At 62.0% G+C, this 14,736-nt stretch carries 14 protein-coding genes; 10 read left to right on the top strand and 4 right to left on the bottom strand.

Annotated elements, in window-relative coordinates:
• The first annotated feature begins 2 nt into the window (after window positions 1-2).
• The gene (locus HMPREF2734_RS00870) at window positions 3-2,339 is read left to right on the top strand and encodes a 3'-5' exonuclease (protein WP_070568350.1); all 2,337 of its coding nucleotides are present in this window, start codon (window positions 3-5) and stop codon (window positions 2,337-2,339) included.
• Between the two features lie 70 nt (window positions 2,340-2,409).
• Entirely contained in the window at window positions 2,410-4,104 is a 1,695-nt protein-coding gene (locus HMPREF2734_RS00875) for a DUF262 domain-containing protein (protein ID WP_070568353.1), read from the top strand.
• Between the two features lie 3 nt (window positions 4,105-4,107).
• On the opposite strand, the gene HMPREF2734_RS11440 is transcribed toward HMPREF2734_RS00875, so the two are convergent.
• Window positions 4,108-4,323, bottom strand: a complete 216-nt coding sequence (locus HMPREF2734_RS11440) for a DUF4357 domain-containing protein (protein ID WP_083307997.1) — start codon at window positions 4,321-4,323, stop codon at window positions 4,108-4,110.
• A gap of 223 nt (window positions 4,324-4,546) precedes the next feature.
• Here HMPREF2734_RS11440 and HMPREF2734_RS00880 point away from each other — a divergent pair, with 223 nt between their 5' ends.
• The 3 genes from HMPREF2734_RS00880 (at window position 4,547) to HMPREF2734_RS00890 (ending at window position 6,536) form a co-directional block, all read left to right on the top strand.
• On the top strand, window positions 4,547-4,933 hold the full coding sequence (locus HMPREF2734_RS00880) for a hypothetical protein (protein ID WP_070568356.1): 387 nt from the start codon (window positions 4,547-4,549) through the stop codon (window positions 4,931-4,933).
• A 191-nt stretch (window positions 4,934-5,124) separates the two neighbouring features.
• Window positions 5,125-5,382 carry a helix-turn-helix transcriptional regulator gene (locus HMPREF2734_RS00885; protein WP_246816749.1) on the top strand — a complete coding sequence of 86 codons (258 nt, stop codon included), beginning with the start codon at window positions 5,125-5,127 and terminating at the stop codon, window positions 5,380-5,382.
• Window positions 5,379-6,536, top strand: a complete 1,158-nt coding sequence (locus HMPREF2734_RS00890) for a type II toxin-antitoxin system HipA family toxin (protein WP_070568359.1) — start codon at window positions 5,379-5,381, stop codon at window positions 6,534-6,536. Before HMPREF2734_RS00885 ends, HMPREF2734_RS00890 begins: the two co-directional genes overlap by 4 nt.
• Window positions 6,537-6,584: 48 nt before the next feature.
• Here the strand turns inward: HMPREF2734_RS00890 and HMPREF2734_RS00895 are convergent, their stop codons facing one another.
• A complete protein-coding gene (locus tag HMPREF2734_RS00895) occupies window positions 6,585-7,031 on the bottom strand; it encodes a hypothetical protein (protein WP_070568362.1) in 447 nt (148 codons plus the stop codon).
• 249 nt (window positions 7,032-7,280) lie between these two features.
• On the opposite strand from HMPREF2734_RS00895, the gene HMPREF2734_RS00900 reads away from it, so the two are divergent.
• The 5 genes from HMPREF2734_RS00900 to HMPREF2734_RS00920 all read left to right on the top strand — a co-directional run bounded on the left by HMPREF2734_RS00900 (window position 7,281) and on the right by HMPREF2734_RS00920 (window position 13,431).
• On the top strand, window positions 7,281-8,450 hold the full coding sequence (locus tag HMPREF2734_RS00900; protein ID WP_070568364.1) for a Fic family protein: 1,170 nt from the start codon (window positions 7,281-7,283) through the stop codon (window positions 8,448-8,450).
• Window positions 8,451-8,715: 265 nt separating this feature from the next.
• Complete coding sequence (locus tag HMPREF2734_RS00905) at window positions 8,716-10,077, top strand: SLC5/6 family protein (RefSeq protein WP_070568367.1); 1,362 nt, start codon at window positions 8,716-8,718, stop codon at window positions 10,075-10,077.
• 144 nt (window positions 10,078-10,221) lie between these two features.
• Entirely contained in the window at window positions 10,222-11,463 is a 1,242-nt protein-coding gene (locus HMPREF2734_RS00910; RefSeq protein ID WP_083308000.1) for an inorganic phosphate transporter, read from the top strand.
• 13 nt (window positions 11,464-11,476) lie between these two features.
• A complete protein-coding gene (locus tag HMPREF2734_RS00915; protein ID WP_070422082.1) occupies window positions 11,477-11,734 on the top strand; it encodes a hypothetical protein in 258 nt (85 codons plus the stop codon).
• Window positions 11,735-12,165: 431 nt separating this feature from the next.
• Entirely contained in the window at window positions 12,166-13,431 is a 1,266-nt protein-coding gene (locus tag HMPREF2734_RS00920) for an amino acid permease (protein WP_070568370.1), read from the top strand.
• Between the two features lie 133 nt (window positions 13,432-13,564).
• Here the strand turns inward: HMPREF2734_RS00920 and HMPREF2734_RS00925 are convergent, their stop codons facing one another.
• Both HMPREF2734_RS00925 and HMPREF2734_RS00930 read right to left on the bottom strand, forming a co-directional pair.
• A complete protein-coding gene (locus HMPREF2734_RS00925) occupies window positions 13,565-14,032 on the bottom strand; it encodes a hypothetical protein (RefSeq protein WP_070484567.1) in 468 nt (155 codons plus the stop codon).
• 253 nt (window positions 14,033-14,285) lie between these two features.
• The coding region (locus tag HMPREF2734_RS00930; protein WP_168163588.1) for a hypothetical protein at window positions 14,286-14,736 on the bottom strand (451 nt) is incomplete at its 5' end.

The raw sequence follows: 14,736 nt of genomic DNA on the forward strand, positions 1-14,736 counted from the left end.
CCATGGTGACGTTTAGCCTGTACAGCGGGTTGGACCTCGACGGCGCGCTGATGAAGCCGACGATGAACTTCCTACAGAAGCTCTCGGTGGACCCGACCAACCCGTCGCTGAAGATCAAGACCCTGTCCAACGCTGTGGACAAGCGCGTGCGCACCGGCCGCATCAACGACCAGTTCCGCGCGGTGCTCTTTGAGATCAAAGACAAGGACACGCACCACTTCGTGCTTGTAGACGTGGACTCGCACGACGAAGGCAACCTCAAAGCCGAACGGTTGGACCCGGCGCGGCTGCGCTTGGACGTGAACCCGATCAACGGTATTACGACGCTGATCAAAGAAGATGCGGTTGAGAGTGCTGCGCCGGTGGAGGACTCGCAGGCGAAGGCGGAGGCTGCCGCCCAGGCCGCGCGTGAACTGGCGGCCGAGCAGGGGGTTGTTGCGGAGCTCGCGGATAAGCCGTCGCCCGCGCCCCGTGAGGCGCTGGATGGGCTCACGCCTTCGATGCTGTGGGACGAGCTGGGCATTGATCCCGCGCTGACCGAACAGGTGCTCGCACTCGAGTCCGAGGACGGGCTGGACGCGCTGTTGGCGCCGCGGCCGAAGTGGGAGCACGAGGCTGTGTTGGCGCTGGTGGCGGGATACTCCGTGGAGGAAACGCGCGAGTCGCTGGGGCTGCGCAAGGTCTCGGCGTCGGAGGCTGCCGAGTCCGAGGATGCGCGGTTGCTGGCCGGCCTGCGACAGGCTGCGGCCGAGCTGGAGTTCGCGTACGTGGACGACGTGGACACCGAGTCCCTGCGCAGCGTGATCGAGTCCGGCAGTTTCGACCAATGGCGCGTGTACATCCACCCGGAGCAGCGCCGTATGGCGGAGAACTCCTACTCCGGGTCCGCGCGCGTGTTCGGCGGCGCTGGTACCGGCAAGACGGTGGTGGCGGTGCACCGCGCGAACAACTTGGCCGTGGGGCGCGTTGCCGGGGCGGGGCCGCGCGTGCTGCTGACCACGTTTACCAAGGGCCTGGCGCAGGGGTTGAAGTCCCAGCTCAACGCGTTGAATCCGTCCTACCCGGAGGCCGGCGAACCCGGCGAGGACGGCGTGTGGGTGGACAACATCGACGCCGTGGTGCGCAAGGTGGTCTCGCTCGGCTCTGTGGAGGAGACTGAAGAGGCCACCCGGCGCGTGCTCGGCGTCGCCGCCCCGCGCGTGCGCCCGTACACCGACATGGCAGCGCGCCAGGTGTGGGAGGGCGCGGTGGAGTCCGCCCCGGAGGAGCTGCCGCGCGAGATTGCTAACGAGGCGTTCCTGCAGGCCGAATACGAGATGGTGGTGCTGGCTGGCGGGATTGTGTCTTTGGCGGAGTACCTGAAGGTCGCCCGCACCGGCCGTGGCACTCCGCTGAACCGCAAGCAGCGCAAGCAGGTGTGGGCCGTGCTGGAGTCGCTGATGCAGACCCAGGCCATCGACGGCCAGCTGTTCTGGCCCACCATGTCCGCCGTGGGTGCAGAGATTTTGAACGTGCGCTACGAGCGCGGCGGCGGGTCGCTGTTCGACCACGTGGTGGTCGACGAGGCCCAAGACTTCAACGCCGGGCACTGGCGGTTTTTGCGCGCGTGTGTGGCGCATGGGCCCAACGATGTGTTCTTGGCCGAGGACTCCCACCAGCGCATCTACGGCCATCCGCTGACCCTGTCGCACTTCGGTATCTCCACCCGCGGGCGCGCATCCCAGCGCCTGACGCTGAACTACCGCACCACCAAGGAAAACTTGGACTACGCGCTGCGGATCCTGGTCGGCGGCGACATGGAGTTCCTGGACGCGGAGGGTGATAAGGATTCCGTTGGGAAGTACCGCTCCGCGCGGTCCGGGCCGGCGCCAATGATCGTGCCCGCGGCGTCCGAGGACGAGGAATTCGCCGTAGCCGCCGGCTTGATCAACTTGTGGCTGGAGGAAGCCGAGCGTGCGGCCGAGGAGGGCACGCACAAGGAAGTCCGCGTCGGCGTGATGTGCCGCACCCGAGGGCAGCTCTCCCGCGTGGTGGCCGGTCTTGCAGACCACGGCATCGACGCCGTGCAGACCAAAAACGCCGAACTGGCCTCCCACGAGCAAGTTTCCGTGATGACCATGCACGGCGCCAAAGGCATGGAGTTCACCCACGTGGTCCTCATGGGCGTGGGCAAGGAGATCATGCCGCTGCGCTTCCGCCTGAAGAACCTCTCCGAGGAAGACGCCCGCGCCGCCCTGCAGCGCGAGCGCTCACTGCTGTACGTGGCGGCCTCGCGTGCCCGCGACGCGCTGGTGGTGACAACCGTCGGCGAGCGCTCGGAGCTACTGCCGGAGGCTTAGGGGGTTTGGGACGCTAATACAATTGCCGGTAGGGGCACAGAGTCTGAATCGATTGCAGAGGAGCAGCAGCGTGTCGGGTGAACTCAACCGGATCGAAGCGAAAGAGATCAACGTAGGCAAGCTCTTTCATTCCGGCGATTACGAATTCGAGATTCCGGAGTACCAGCGTCCATACGCCTGGGGCGTCGAGGAATCTCTCCAGCTGCTGTCTGATTTGTCCGGTGCGCTGGAGCGTGACACGGAGGAGCCGTACTTCCTCGGCTCGATCGTGTTGGTCAAAGCCCCAGGTGATCCACGCTCTGAGGTCATTGACGGGCAGCAACGACTCACAACGTTGACGATCCTTCTGGCGCTATTGCGTGATCTCGTCGACAATCAGAGCTTGCAGCAGTCAATCCATAAGCTCATTGAGACCGAAGCGTTGGAATGGGACAACGTCCCATCTAAACCGCGTCTGCGCATTAGATCTCGAGACACTCGGTTCTTTCATGATTATGTGCAAACGACTGGTGCAACTCAGGAGCTCATCGGTCTGAGCGACAACGCTCCTGAGACCGATTCCCAAAAGAAGATCCGCAACAACGCACGGGCTCTGCATGAGGAACTCGCCGAGTGGGATCAAGAGCGGTTGACTCAGCTGTTCAAACTCATCGGAGGTCGCGCGTACCTCGTGACGGTGTCAACGCCGGACCTGAACAGCGCGTACCGGATCTTTTCTGTGATGAATGCCAGGGGCCTCCCGCTCTCTCCCCAGGACATTTTCAAATCCCAGGTGGTGGGCGCGATTGCTGACCATGAGAAGCAGCAGCATGCTGAGGTGTGGGAGAACCTCGAAGAGGAGCTCGGACGCAAAGAGTTCGGCGACTTGTTCTTGTACATCCGCGCCATTAAGTCCCGTACTCGCGCCGTAAAGGGGCTGCTGCAAGAGTTTCCGGACCAAGTGCTCAATGCATACTTGCCCGACAATGGGAAAGGCTTCATCCGCGAGGTACTCGAGCCGTATGCGAAGGCAGACATCCGAATGCTTGCCCAGGATTTTCATGGTGATGATCCACGTTGGGAGGAATTGAACAACTGGCTGAAACGGCTGGACCAGCTTGATAACGACGACTGGCGCCCGCCAGCCTTGTGGGCACTCAAAGAACACGGGGAAGACGTCGAATTCCTGGTGCAATTCATCTCCAAACTCGAACGATTGGCGGCAAGTATGCTGCTGCGGCGGGTCTATGCCACTCCACGCCAGCAGCGCTACATGGAGCTGCTGAAACAGCTCGTCGAGGGTGACGGCCTCCAAGCGAACGCATTCGAACTCACCGATGCCGAGCGAAGAGAGACGCTCGACCGCATCGACGGTGAGCTTTACCTGGCAACCCGCGTGCGCAAGTATGTTTTGCTGCGACTCGATTCGGTTCTCGCCCAAGACCCAGGCGCGTCATACGACCACCGCATCATCACTGTCGAGCATGTACTCCCCCAGACCCCTCCGCAGGAGAGTCAATGGACGCGAGACTTCTCCGAGGAGGACGCGGAGCAGTGGACGCACCGCCTAGGCAACTTGCTGCTGCTTAACCGCCGTTCCAACTCTCGAGCACAAAACTACGACTTCGCCGTGAAGAAGGACAAATACTTCACCTCTGATCAGGGAGTGGCGGTATTCGCCCTCACCACGCAAGTGCTGAAGGAACCCGTGTGGACACCTGAGGTTATCGCCGACCGTCAGAAATATCTGGTGGGGACTCTGGCGCGGGAGTGGGATTTGTCCTAAGGCTTAGTGTGTTTCGGTCGGTGGTGTGAGCGGGCCGATTGGCGCTGCCTGCTGGTCGGCTTCGTCGCCCTCGCGGTCTTCCCAAGCCGCCAACGTGGTAGTTGGTTCATCCTGCAGGTGCCACATCGTTCTGCCATTTGCTGAACCGCCCACCAGAAACGCCGCTGCGGCGGACAGACTGGTGAACTCCAAGTCTGAGGTCAGCGTGTTGTCTTGGATCTGAAAAGCTGCAGCGTTTTCGGGGAACCCATGTGGTTGAGAGTAATCCGAAAATCAAGCTGACTCAGCTTGAGGTGGTAGAGGTCGTCGATGCGTCATCCCGTGCGGACTCCGCATTGCGCCGTGTGGGGCCTGCCGAGATTCGACAGTTGCGCAGCGCCATCAGTTAAGCCGGGGTCGGCAATGCCAAGAAGAACTGTGGCGCGGGAGATAGAGTGTTCCTATGAAAAAGCTTCCTCTCCTTGCTGCAACAGCAGCACTACTCATCACAACACTGTCCGTGCCTGCTGCTAACGCCGAGCTGACCCCAACTGAGCGGGACCAGTTCCGCACCGATCCCGTCGGGGCGATTGCTTGGCAAGCTATTAAGGGCTCTTCGGAATACGTGCGCGCCGATGGCAACACCATGATGGCCGCGTCTTTCTTCTCCATGACTTCGCCCGGGGAGAGTATCGGCCTGCCAGCCCTGGAGAACTGCGCCGAGCGCGTCGGCTCCTCTTCGCCGGCAGGCGGTGTGCGCTACGTGGCGGCAGCCCTGTGCGCAACCTTCGACCCGAATGCCCGCAGTCAGGTGCAGCGCGGTGACTTTGGCTACGCGCCGCTGGGCTAAGCCGGTGCGTAGATAGGCGGATGGCTGTGCGTGTGCGACCGCGACCACCCAGCGAGCTCACCCGCGACGGAACGAACGTGCCGATCTGATGGGAAATATCGCAAAATTGAGGGCGCGTGCCTCCAATTCGGATCGAACGCACCGAAATGCATTGTTTTGCGCTAAACTCACGACCTATTGGAACAGATTCGGTGCGAACGTTCCGTAATACGATCGGCGAGGAGGCGTGGCGCGTGGACATTGAGGCGCTCGGCAGTTTTGTGCGCGCTCAGCGCAAGGAGCGGAGGCTGACCCAACTGGAGGTCGCGGAGCTTGCGGACGTGTCGGATCGGTTCCTCCGGGAGCTGGAGCATGGCAAGCCGACGGCGGAGATCGGCAAGGTGATCGAGGTGCTTGCGATTCTCGGTTACGACCTCGAACCTGTTGTGCATAAGGGTGATCTGCTGTGACGTCCCCGGTTGTTGCAGCAGACGTGTACGTGGGCGAGGAACTGGTCGGCCACTTCACCACCCATGCCGATGGCCGCACGGAGTTCGACTACGTGGAGGGCGCCACGAAGGCTGTGGCCTCAACGCTGCCGATCAGTGGCGCGCCCTACGTCACCTCGGCAGGTGCACTCCCGCCATTTTTTGCCAACCTTCTGCCGGAGGGGAGACGCCTCTCTACGTTGAAGCGCACGGTCAAAGCATCACTTGACGATGAGCTTTCCCTCCTTCTTGCTGTCGGTACCGATACGGTCGGCGATGTCAGCATCGTTCCGCACGGTCAGCCGCTTACGCACGCCTCTGCCGCGATTGATTTGTCCGGCCCGCTCGATTTCTCCGCCGCTATCACTGACGCAGGCATCGCGGACCCCATTGCGGTTCCCGGTGTGCAAGACAAGGCATCAGCACGCACTATTGCGGCTCCGGTTCGCGGCCACGGCACCGATTACATTCTCAAAATCTCGCCGCCCGAGTACCCGAAGCTTGTAGAGAATGAGGCCGAGTGCTTTGCCATTGCAGCCGCGGCCAAGTATCCACTCGCTGAGACGCAGTTGCTTATCGACGACTCCAGCCGCCCCGGCCTCCTCATCACCCGCTTCGACCGGTCAAACGGCACACGGCTCCACGTCGAAGATGCCGCGCAGATCTTGGGTCTATACCCGAGCGCAAAGTACACCCCGGCGATGGAGGAGGTGGCGGAGGCGATGAAAGCGGTGAGTTCGTCGCCAAGCTTGACCGCCCGATCAATCGCCTTCCAAGTCGCACTTGCGTGGCTGACTGGAAACGGTGACCTTCATGCAAAGAACATGTCGCTGATCTGGGGAGATCACGGGGCTGCGATGTCTCCCATCTACGACATCCCGTCAACGATTCCCTATGGGGATTCCACGATGGCACTGTCAGTGCAAGGGCGAAAAGACAACATCAGTGGCAAGATATTCCGGGCATTCTGTGCGGAAATAGGCTTAACGGAGCGCGCAGCCGAGCGCGTCATGGCTCAAGCCTTGCGCGTAACCGATGGCGCGGCGGAGCGAATAGTCGCTGCGACAGATTTCGATCCGCGGCGGGCGAGAGACCTCACGAGGGTGTTAGACCGGCGGCGGAAGTTATGGAGCTGACGTTGGGGCGTCCCTGCCCTCACCGTCGGTCATCGCCAGCGCGAACCCCTACCCCTGCCTGACCCGTGCGGCGGCCTCCAGCGCCGCGAACATCAGCGCTGCAAATGCGGCGCCGAGCAACGTGTGCGGCTTCTTCACGCCCCGGCGCTCGAGTGCGCGGGCGAGCTTCGTCTGGACGACAACGTGCAGGCGCAGGCCCAGCGCATTCAGCGCGATCCCCCCGGCGAACAACCCCCACGTGACCTTTGGGTTCGTGGTGTCGGGCTTCTCCTCCACCTTGGCGGTGACGTCGTGGTCGGGGTCTTCGTAGACGGTGTCGAACTTCGCCACCGCCGCCGCGTACGCGCCGAGGATCGCCGTCCACGCGAAGATGCGACCCGGGGTGGAACGGACGTAGTCGGGTACCGCGATCAGGGCGCCGGCGATGGCGGATTGGGTGAGGCGGTCGGTGGTGGTGTCGTCGTGAAGCGATGCGCTGCGGGTTGGCTGAGTCATGGGGCCGAGCGTACCGGCTCCCGTGCTGCCTCTCCAGGCTTCATGTGCAGGTCTCGATATGCGTAACCCCTGGTCACGGCGTTTCTGGGAAAACCGGCCGAAATTTCGGAAAACACTCTGACCGGCACTTACGCATATCGAGCCCTGCATATGAACGGAAACGGGCGGTTCGGCGAGGCCACCGAAACCTTGGCGGTCCGCGAAAACCACCAAACTTAGGGGCGTAAGTTTGGTGGTAGTTTCAAAATCATGACTTGGCCCAAGGTTGATAGCGAGACGCTGCCGTGGACACCGTCGCCTGCTGGGTACTCGCGGCGGGCGATTCGGAATGCGCCGCGTCAATACGCAGCGGCCGTGGTGCCACGCATTGCCAACGAACGCGTTGCACTGTCGCAGGAGACGCAGACGGTCCTGGACGCAGCAACGATTGAGACGGTTCGTTTCGACGCCACCGAGGCCCACCGGGTCGTACCGTTTACGCCGTTGTTGTTGCGGAGCGAGTCGGTGGCGTCGAGTCGGATTGAGAAGCTGACGTCGTCGGCAAGGAAAGTGCTGGAGGCCGAGGTGACTGGACGAGGCAGCGCCAACGCGAACCTCATCGTGGCCAACACACGGCAGATGGCGGCGGCGGTGGAGAACGCGCGGGCGGACGTCCAGGGGATCGTGGAGATGCACCGGATTCTGATGGGGCAGTCTTCGCCGAACATCGCAGGGCGGCTACGTGACCAGCAGGTTTGGATCGGCGGTAGCGACCACTCCTCCGCCGGCGCTCTGTTTGTTCCGCCGCACCACCGCCACCTCGAGGCGTTGATGAAGGACCTCGGCGCGTTCATGCAGCGCGACGACATGCCGGCGCTGGCGCAGGCGGCGATTGCGCACGCGCAGTTTGAAACGATCCACCCGTTCGCCGACGGCAACGGCCGCACAGGGCGAGCGCTCGTCCACGTGTTAATGCGGAGCCGTTGCTTAGCGACGACCACCGCACTGCCCATCTCTGCCAGCCTCCTCACCGACACCACACGATATTTCGCAGCACTGGACGCGTACCGCGCTGGTGATGTCGATGGCATCGTCCAACTGTTCGCCCGGGCATCGATCGAAGCCGCACGGCGCGGAGCGCGGTTGGCAGAAGAGCTCACGCAGATCCGCAACGAGTGGAACGGCCTGCTCACCGCACGTGCCGATGCCCTCGCCTGGCAAGTCCTCGACCTCCTCGTGCAGCGCCCCGTACTGACAACCGCCGCCGTGTCCGCAGAGTTCAGCGTGTCAGCGGAGACCGCCCGCAACGCACTCGAGCGCCTGGAAGCCGACGGGATCGCCGTGTCCGCGCAGTTAGATAAGCGCCAACGCGGGTGGCGCTCCCCCGACGTGCTCGAACTTCTCGACGAGTTCGCCGACCGTGCCGGCCGCCGAACCTAGCGCTGGCCGACGCGCTTGCTCCGCTACCGGCCCCTCCAGGCTTCATATGCAGGTCTCGATATGCGTAACCCCTGGTCACGGGGTTTCCGGGGAAAACGGCCGAAATTTCGGAAAACGCTCTGACCGGCACTTACGCATATCGAGACCTGCATATGAACGTAACGCCCCCGACTCACCTTGGCGTTCCGCACGAACCACCGACAACCCCACCGCACAAAAACACGCAGCGTGCCGGACGCAGACAACGTCTGTACCGTAATTCTTTATGACAAAACCGGAGCTGCCGGAGCAGTACAGCGATGAACACCTGGAGCTCGCGCGTGACGAGTTCGACGCGGACAACCTCACCGACGCGGACATTGACCAGATCAAGGAGCACCGCGAGGGTGACGAGCCCGACGGTTCGTTTATGCGTTGGGTGATCACGCTTTTCGGCACGGGCGTGGGTGCGGGCATCCTGTTTTTGCCGATTAATGCGGGGAGTTTCGGGTTCTGGCCGTTGGTCGTCGCTACGCTGCTCATTGCTCCGATGGTGTTTTTCTCGCATCGGACGTATGCGCGCATTGTGTCGGCGTCGCCGGTGAAGGGCCTGGATGTGCTGCAGGTGATCACGGCGCTGACGGGCCGCAAGCGGGGGTTCGCATCGGCGGTGCTGTATTGGCTGGGGATTTATCCCACGGTGTTGATTTACGGCATTTCGATTACGAACACGCTGGACAGTTTCATCGTCAATCAGTTGGGTGGCGCGCAGGTGGACCGGTGGGTGCTGGCCACGGTGTCGGTGGGCATCATGACGGGTGCCTACGCGTTGGGCAAGAAAATCACGCTGTGGATCGCGAATGCACTGGTGTATCCGCTGATCATTGCGCTTGCGGCGGTGTCGTTGTATCTCATTCCGCGGTGGGACTTTGCCAGTTTCCGTGGCTACGAGTCGGATGTTCCGGTGTGGCAGGGCCTGCTGCTGATTCTGCCGGTGTTGGTGTTTTCGTTCAGCCACATGGCGGCGTTGAGCCAGTTCGCGTTGGATGTGCAGAAGAAGAAGGATGGCGACGTTGAGGCCGTCGAGCGTGAGGTGTCCAAGGTGGAGTTGGTCACCGCGCTGATGCTGGTGGCGTTCACCATGTTTTTCGTGTGGTCGTGCGCGTTGGCCCTCGGCGCGGAGGGTATGGATGCGGCGCGCGAGCAGAATGTGCCGGTGCTGTCGTATCTGGCCAATGAGACGGATACGCCGTTCATGGCGTGGATGAGCCCGATCATTGCCATCGCTGCGATTGTCACGTCGTACTTCGGTCACCTCCTGGGGACGGAGGAGGGCACCGGCTATCTCGTGCGCGTGGTCGCGCCGGGCTTTGCGTCTCGCGTATCGACGACCACCCTGCGCTGGTCCGTCAACATCTTCGTCTTTGTCACCGCGGTGTTGGTGGCGGTGGCGAACCCGTCGATTCTGGACATGATTTCGGTGGTCGGCGGCATTTTCGTTGCGTTCTTGGTCTACATCATGCCGGTGTTGCTGTTCCATAAGGCAGTAGCGTTTAAGCACTACGCGCGTCGCCCGGACACGATCTTTGTGCTCGTGGTGGGGTTGGTGATCATGGGTGTCACTGTGTGGAACATCGTGGCTGGCTAACTACCCCCAGAAGGTGAACGCTAGGTGCCGTAGACCGGAAACCCCCAGGTAAAGCAAAGTAGCACCAAAGGGCTTGGTAAACGGGAGGTTAATGGCGCGACCGTGAGTTTCTTAAGTGCTAATTAGGGCGCATAATGCCAGGATGTGAGCATCACTATCCTCCTCGTCCTAATTATTGTTGTGGCGCTGTTTTTTGATTTCACAAATGGCTTCCATGACACCGCGAATGCGATGGCGACGTCGATTGCTACTGGCGCGTTGAAGCCGAAGACGGCTGTGGCGTTGGCTGGCATTTTGAACCTCATCGGCGCGTTCTTGTCGGTGGCGGTGGCCAAGACCGTGGCCAACGGCATTGTGAAGCTAGACGTGTTTGACCTCAGCGACACGGTTGAATCGGAGCGGCTCCTGCTGGTCGTGTTCGCGGGCCTGACGGGCGCCATTCTGTGGAATTTGTTTACGTGGCTGTACGGCATCCCGTCGTCGTCGTCACACGCGCTGTTCGGCGGTCTGATTGGCGCGGCGATCGCGGCGATTGGCTGGCAGGGCGTTGTATGGGGCGGCGTGCTGCACAAGATCATCCTGCCGGCGTTGTTTGCGCCGTTCGTGGCTGGTCTCGTCGCAATGATTGGCACCTGGCTGGTGTACCGCCTGACGTCGAATGCGGAGAAGGAGCACCGCGACAATTACTTCCGTTGGGGCCAGATTGGCACGGCGTCGCTGGTGGCGTTGGCGCACGGTACGTCGGATGCTCAGAAGACGATGGGTGTGATCTTCCTGGCCATGGTGGCCGCGGGTCAGTTTGATTCGGATCACACGATGCCGTTTTGGATCCAGGCGTCCTGTGCGCTTGCGATCGCGATTGGCACCTACTCGGGTGGTTTCCGCGTGATCCGCACCCTGGGCAAGGGTCTGGTGGAGATTCACCCGCCGCAGGGTATGGCTGCGGAGACGTCGTCGGCGGCGATCATTCTGACGTCGTCGCACTTGGGCATGGCCTTGTCGACGACCCACGTCGCCACCGGTTCCATCATGGGCTCCGGCCTGACGGGCCCGAAGGGCGAGGTGCGTTGGGGCGTTGCCGGCCGCATGGCCATCGCGTGGATCACCACCCTGCCGATCGCCGCGTTCGTCGCGTTTGTCACCTGGTGGGCGGCCCGCTGGGTCTCGGACCTTGGCGGCGACCCCGTGTGGGGCGGCATCATGTTGGCAGTGGTGCTTGTGCTTGGCGGCGGCTACATGTTCATCGTGGCGCAGCGCGAGCCGGTGCACCGCGACAATGTCAACGATGACTGGGAGAGCGATTCGCTTATCGACGAACCCACCACCCCCCACCGCGGCGAACCCGCCCACATCGTGGATACGACCCGCGGCCTGGACCACCAGTAAAGAGGTATAGGTCATGCTTGAAATTCTGAAGTCTCTGTTGATGGTGCTCGGCACCGGCCTGCTGCTCGGCGCTGGCCTGCCGGCGTTGTTCTCGTTGAGCATCCACTTCCTGTCGCCTGAGGAGGACGGCACGGCACCCGTGGGTGCGCGCCGGGTGATCGGCTGGGTGTTCCTGGCTGTGGTGCTGGTGGCGGTGGTGGCAGCGATTCTGCTGATCGCTCGCGAGCGCATCGAGTACTTCACCGGATGGGACCCATATCCGTTCCTCTAGTCACATGTGTCACATTAATTTTTAGTGTGTATGCAGGGATTATTCGCACGGGCCAATCGTTGGTGTTGACAAACTATTTGGCCAGGCCTAGGGTTGCCTCAAGATGAACGGAAGGTGAACAACCTTCACGCTTTGAAAGGAGGTGAACCCGCATGATGAACCTGTTCGACCAGATTCGCGCGTGGTTCCGCGATGAGGATCGTGGCCTTGCCACGCACATCGACGTGTCCCCGCTGGCAGTCCTCCCCCGCGCATAAGCGGTAAACGGCATGTACGCCCGCGTCCCCGAGGTTTGGGGCCGCGGGCGTTTTTCGTCGATAAGCAAGGGTGTGGGCTATGCTCCCTGTGGCGTATGACACCCCCTAGCGAGGAAGGCGACATTGACCACACCAGCGCGTGAATTTAACTTAGACCATCTGACAGATGCGGACATGCGGCAAATCAAGGCCGAACGTGCCGCTGACGCGCCCGACGGCAGCACCCTGTCCTGGGCGATCACCCTGTTCGGTACCGCAGTCGGTGCGGGCATTCTGTTCCTGCCTATTGACGCCGGCTCGTTCGGCATCCTCCCCCTCATCTTCATCTCCCTGCTCGCGCTGCCGATGGTGTTCATGTCGCACCGCACGTACTCGCGCATCGTGTCGGCATCGCCGGTGAAGGGTCTCGACGTCCTGCAGGTGGTTACCGCCCTGTCCGGCCGCACCCGTGGCCTGATGACGGGCCTGATGTACTGGCTATCCATCTACCCCATCGTGTTGATCTACGGCGTGAGTATCACCAACACGATGGACAGCTTCCTGGTCAACCAATTGGGCGGGCCGCAGCTGCCGCGCTGGGTTGTGGCGGCGCTGTGCGTGGGTGTGCTCACCGGCGCCTACGCCATGGGCAAGAAGGCGACCCTGGCGTTTGCCAACATCCTGGTCTACCCGCTGATCATCGCGCTCGCGGCCGTGTCCATCTACCTCATCCCCCAGTGGGACCTGGCCAGCTTCCGCTCCTACCAGTCCGACACCCCAACCTGGCAGGCGCTGCTGCTGATCCTGCCGGTGTTCGTGTTCTCCTTTAGCCACATGCCGGCGATCTCCCAGGCGGCCCTCGACGCGCAGAAGCGTTTCGATGGCGACGAGAAGGCCACCGAAAAGCTCGTCTCCAAGATCGAAGCCATCTCCGCGATCATGCTCGTCGGCTTCACCATGTTCTTCGTCTGGTCCTGCAGTCTCGCACTCGGTGCCGACGGCATGGACGCCGCCCGCGAACAAAACATCCCCGTCCTGTCCTACCTGGCCAACGAAACCCACGCGCCGTTCCTGGCGGTGCTCTCCCCCATCGTCGCCCTGTGCGCGATCGCTTCGTCCTACTTCGGCCACGTCATGGGCGCGGAGGAAGGCACCACCTACCTGGTACGCGCCGTCGCCCCGAAGTTCGCGGACCGCATCAGCCCCAAGGCAATGCGCTGGGGCATTTACGTCTTCGTGTTCGTCACCACCGTTGCTGCAGCCGTGGTCAACCCGTCCATCCTGGACCTGATCTCTGTCGTCGGCGGCGTATTCATCACCTTCCTGGTGTACATCGTGCCGATGCTGCTCTTCCGCAACGCCAAGGCCTTCCGCCGCTTTGCCAACAAACCCGAAACGATCTTCGTGTTCGTTCTCGGTGTGATCATCATGGGCGTCGCCATCTGGCAGATGTTTATGTGACGCGCGCAGGGTCCGCACGGGGGTTGCGGACTCCGCATTGCGGACAATTGGGCTCGCGCCAACCGTTGGTATGTGCCAACGAAAAAAGCCGCTCCGGTCGTAGCCGGAGCGGCTTTGGTGTTCTAAGGCGAAATTAGAACGGCAGGAACTGCTGGATCATCGGGCCGACGACCGGGGCGAGAACGCCACCGATCAGGACCAGAGCGGAGATGACGGTGCCTGCGATGATGCCGGCCTTCTCGCTGTCAGTGATCGGCTGGGACTTGAAAGTCTCGCCCTGGGCGCAAGCGCGGAGTGCAGCGAGGTTATTTGCGTCATTGACGGAGGTCTCGTCGGAGGAGCCGAAAGCCTCGCCAATCTTGGAGGAGGTCTGGGCGGAGTCGATAAGGTTATTGGCCTTATCCGAGTCCAGGAGCTTCTTAACCTTGACCGGGTCCTTGAGACCGTTCGTGTATTCGATGTTGGACGGCTTGTCAAAGGTCATGTTGCAGGCGTTGCGGCCCTGGACCTTGGTCATCGTGTTGGACGCAGCGTTGGCGTCAACAGCGCCGAGGGAAAGGGCCATGGTTGCTGCCAGGGTGGCTGCGGCGATCTTCTTCACAGGGAAACTCCAATTCTTGGACAGGGGAAAAACAGGTTCCACTTATGAAGATATTCCCATGTATGGCGGGTGACAATTACGGTCGCCGAAAGGGAATTTCGTCACCCCTGTTCGGGGCACCGCAGGCACCGCAGGTGCCGCGAGCGTTGCGGACTCCGCATTGCGGACAACTGGGGGCGCACCAACTATCGGCGCCGGGCAGCGAAAAAGCGGCCGTTCGGTGAGGAACGGCCGCTTGGTGTCGTCGCAAAGATTAGCGCGGGAGGAACTGCTGGATCATCGGGCCGACGAACGGCGATGCCAGACCAGCGATTGTCAAGATCACAGCGAGCACGGTGGAGCCGATGATGGCAGCCTTCTTGCCCGCGGTCATATCGGCGGTCTTGTAGTCCACGCCTTTCTTGCAGGCGTCGATGGCCTCGAGGTTGTTGGCGCCGTTGATGAGCTCCTGGTCGGAGGAGCCGAAAGCCTGGCCGAGGTCAGCGCTGGTGCGCACCAGGCCGTTCTTGTTGTCCGGGAGGATGTCCTTGACCTTTTCGTCAACCTTGGCCGGTGCGACCTCGATCTTGTTCTTCTGGCCATCGAGGGTCAGAACGCAGACGCGGTCGTCGCCCGTGCCGCGCATCTCGTTGGTTGCGGCGTTGGCCTGAACAGCGCCGAGGGAAAGGGTCATGGTTGCTGCCAGGGTGGCTGCGGCGATCTTC

This window comes from Corynebacterium sp. HMSC055D05, from assembly GCF_001810365.1.
Classification (GTDB): Bacteria; Actinomycetota; Actinomycetes; order Mycobacteriales; family Mycobacteriaceae; genus Corynebacterium; species Corynebacterium coyleae.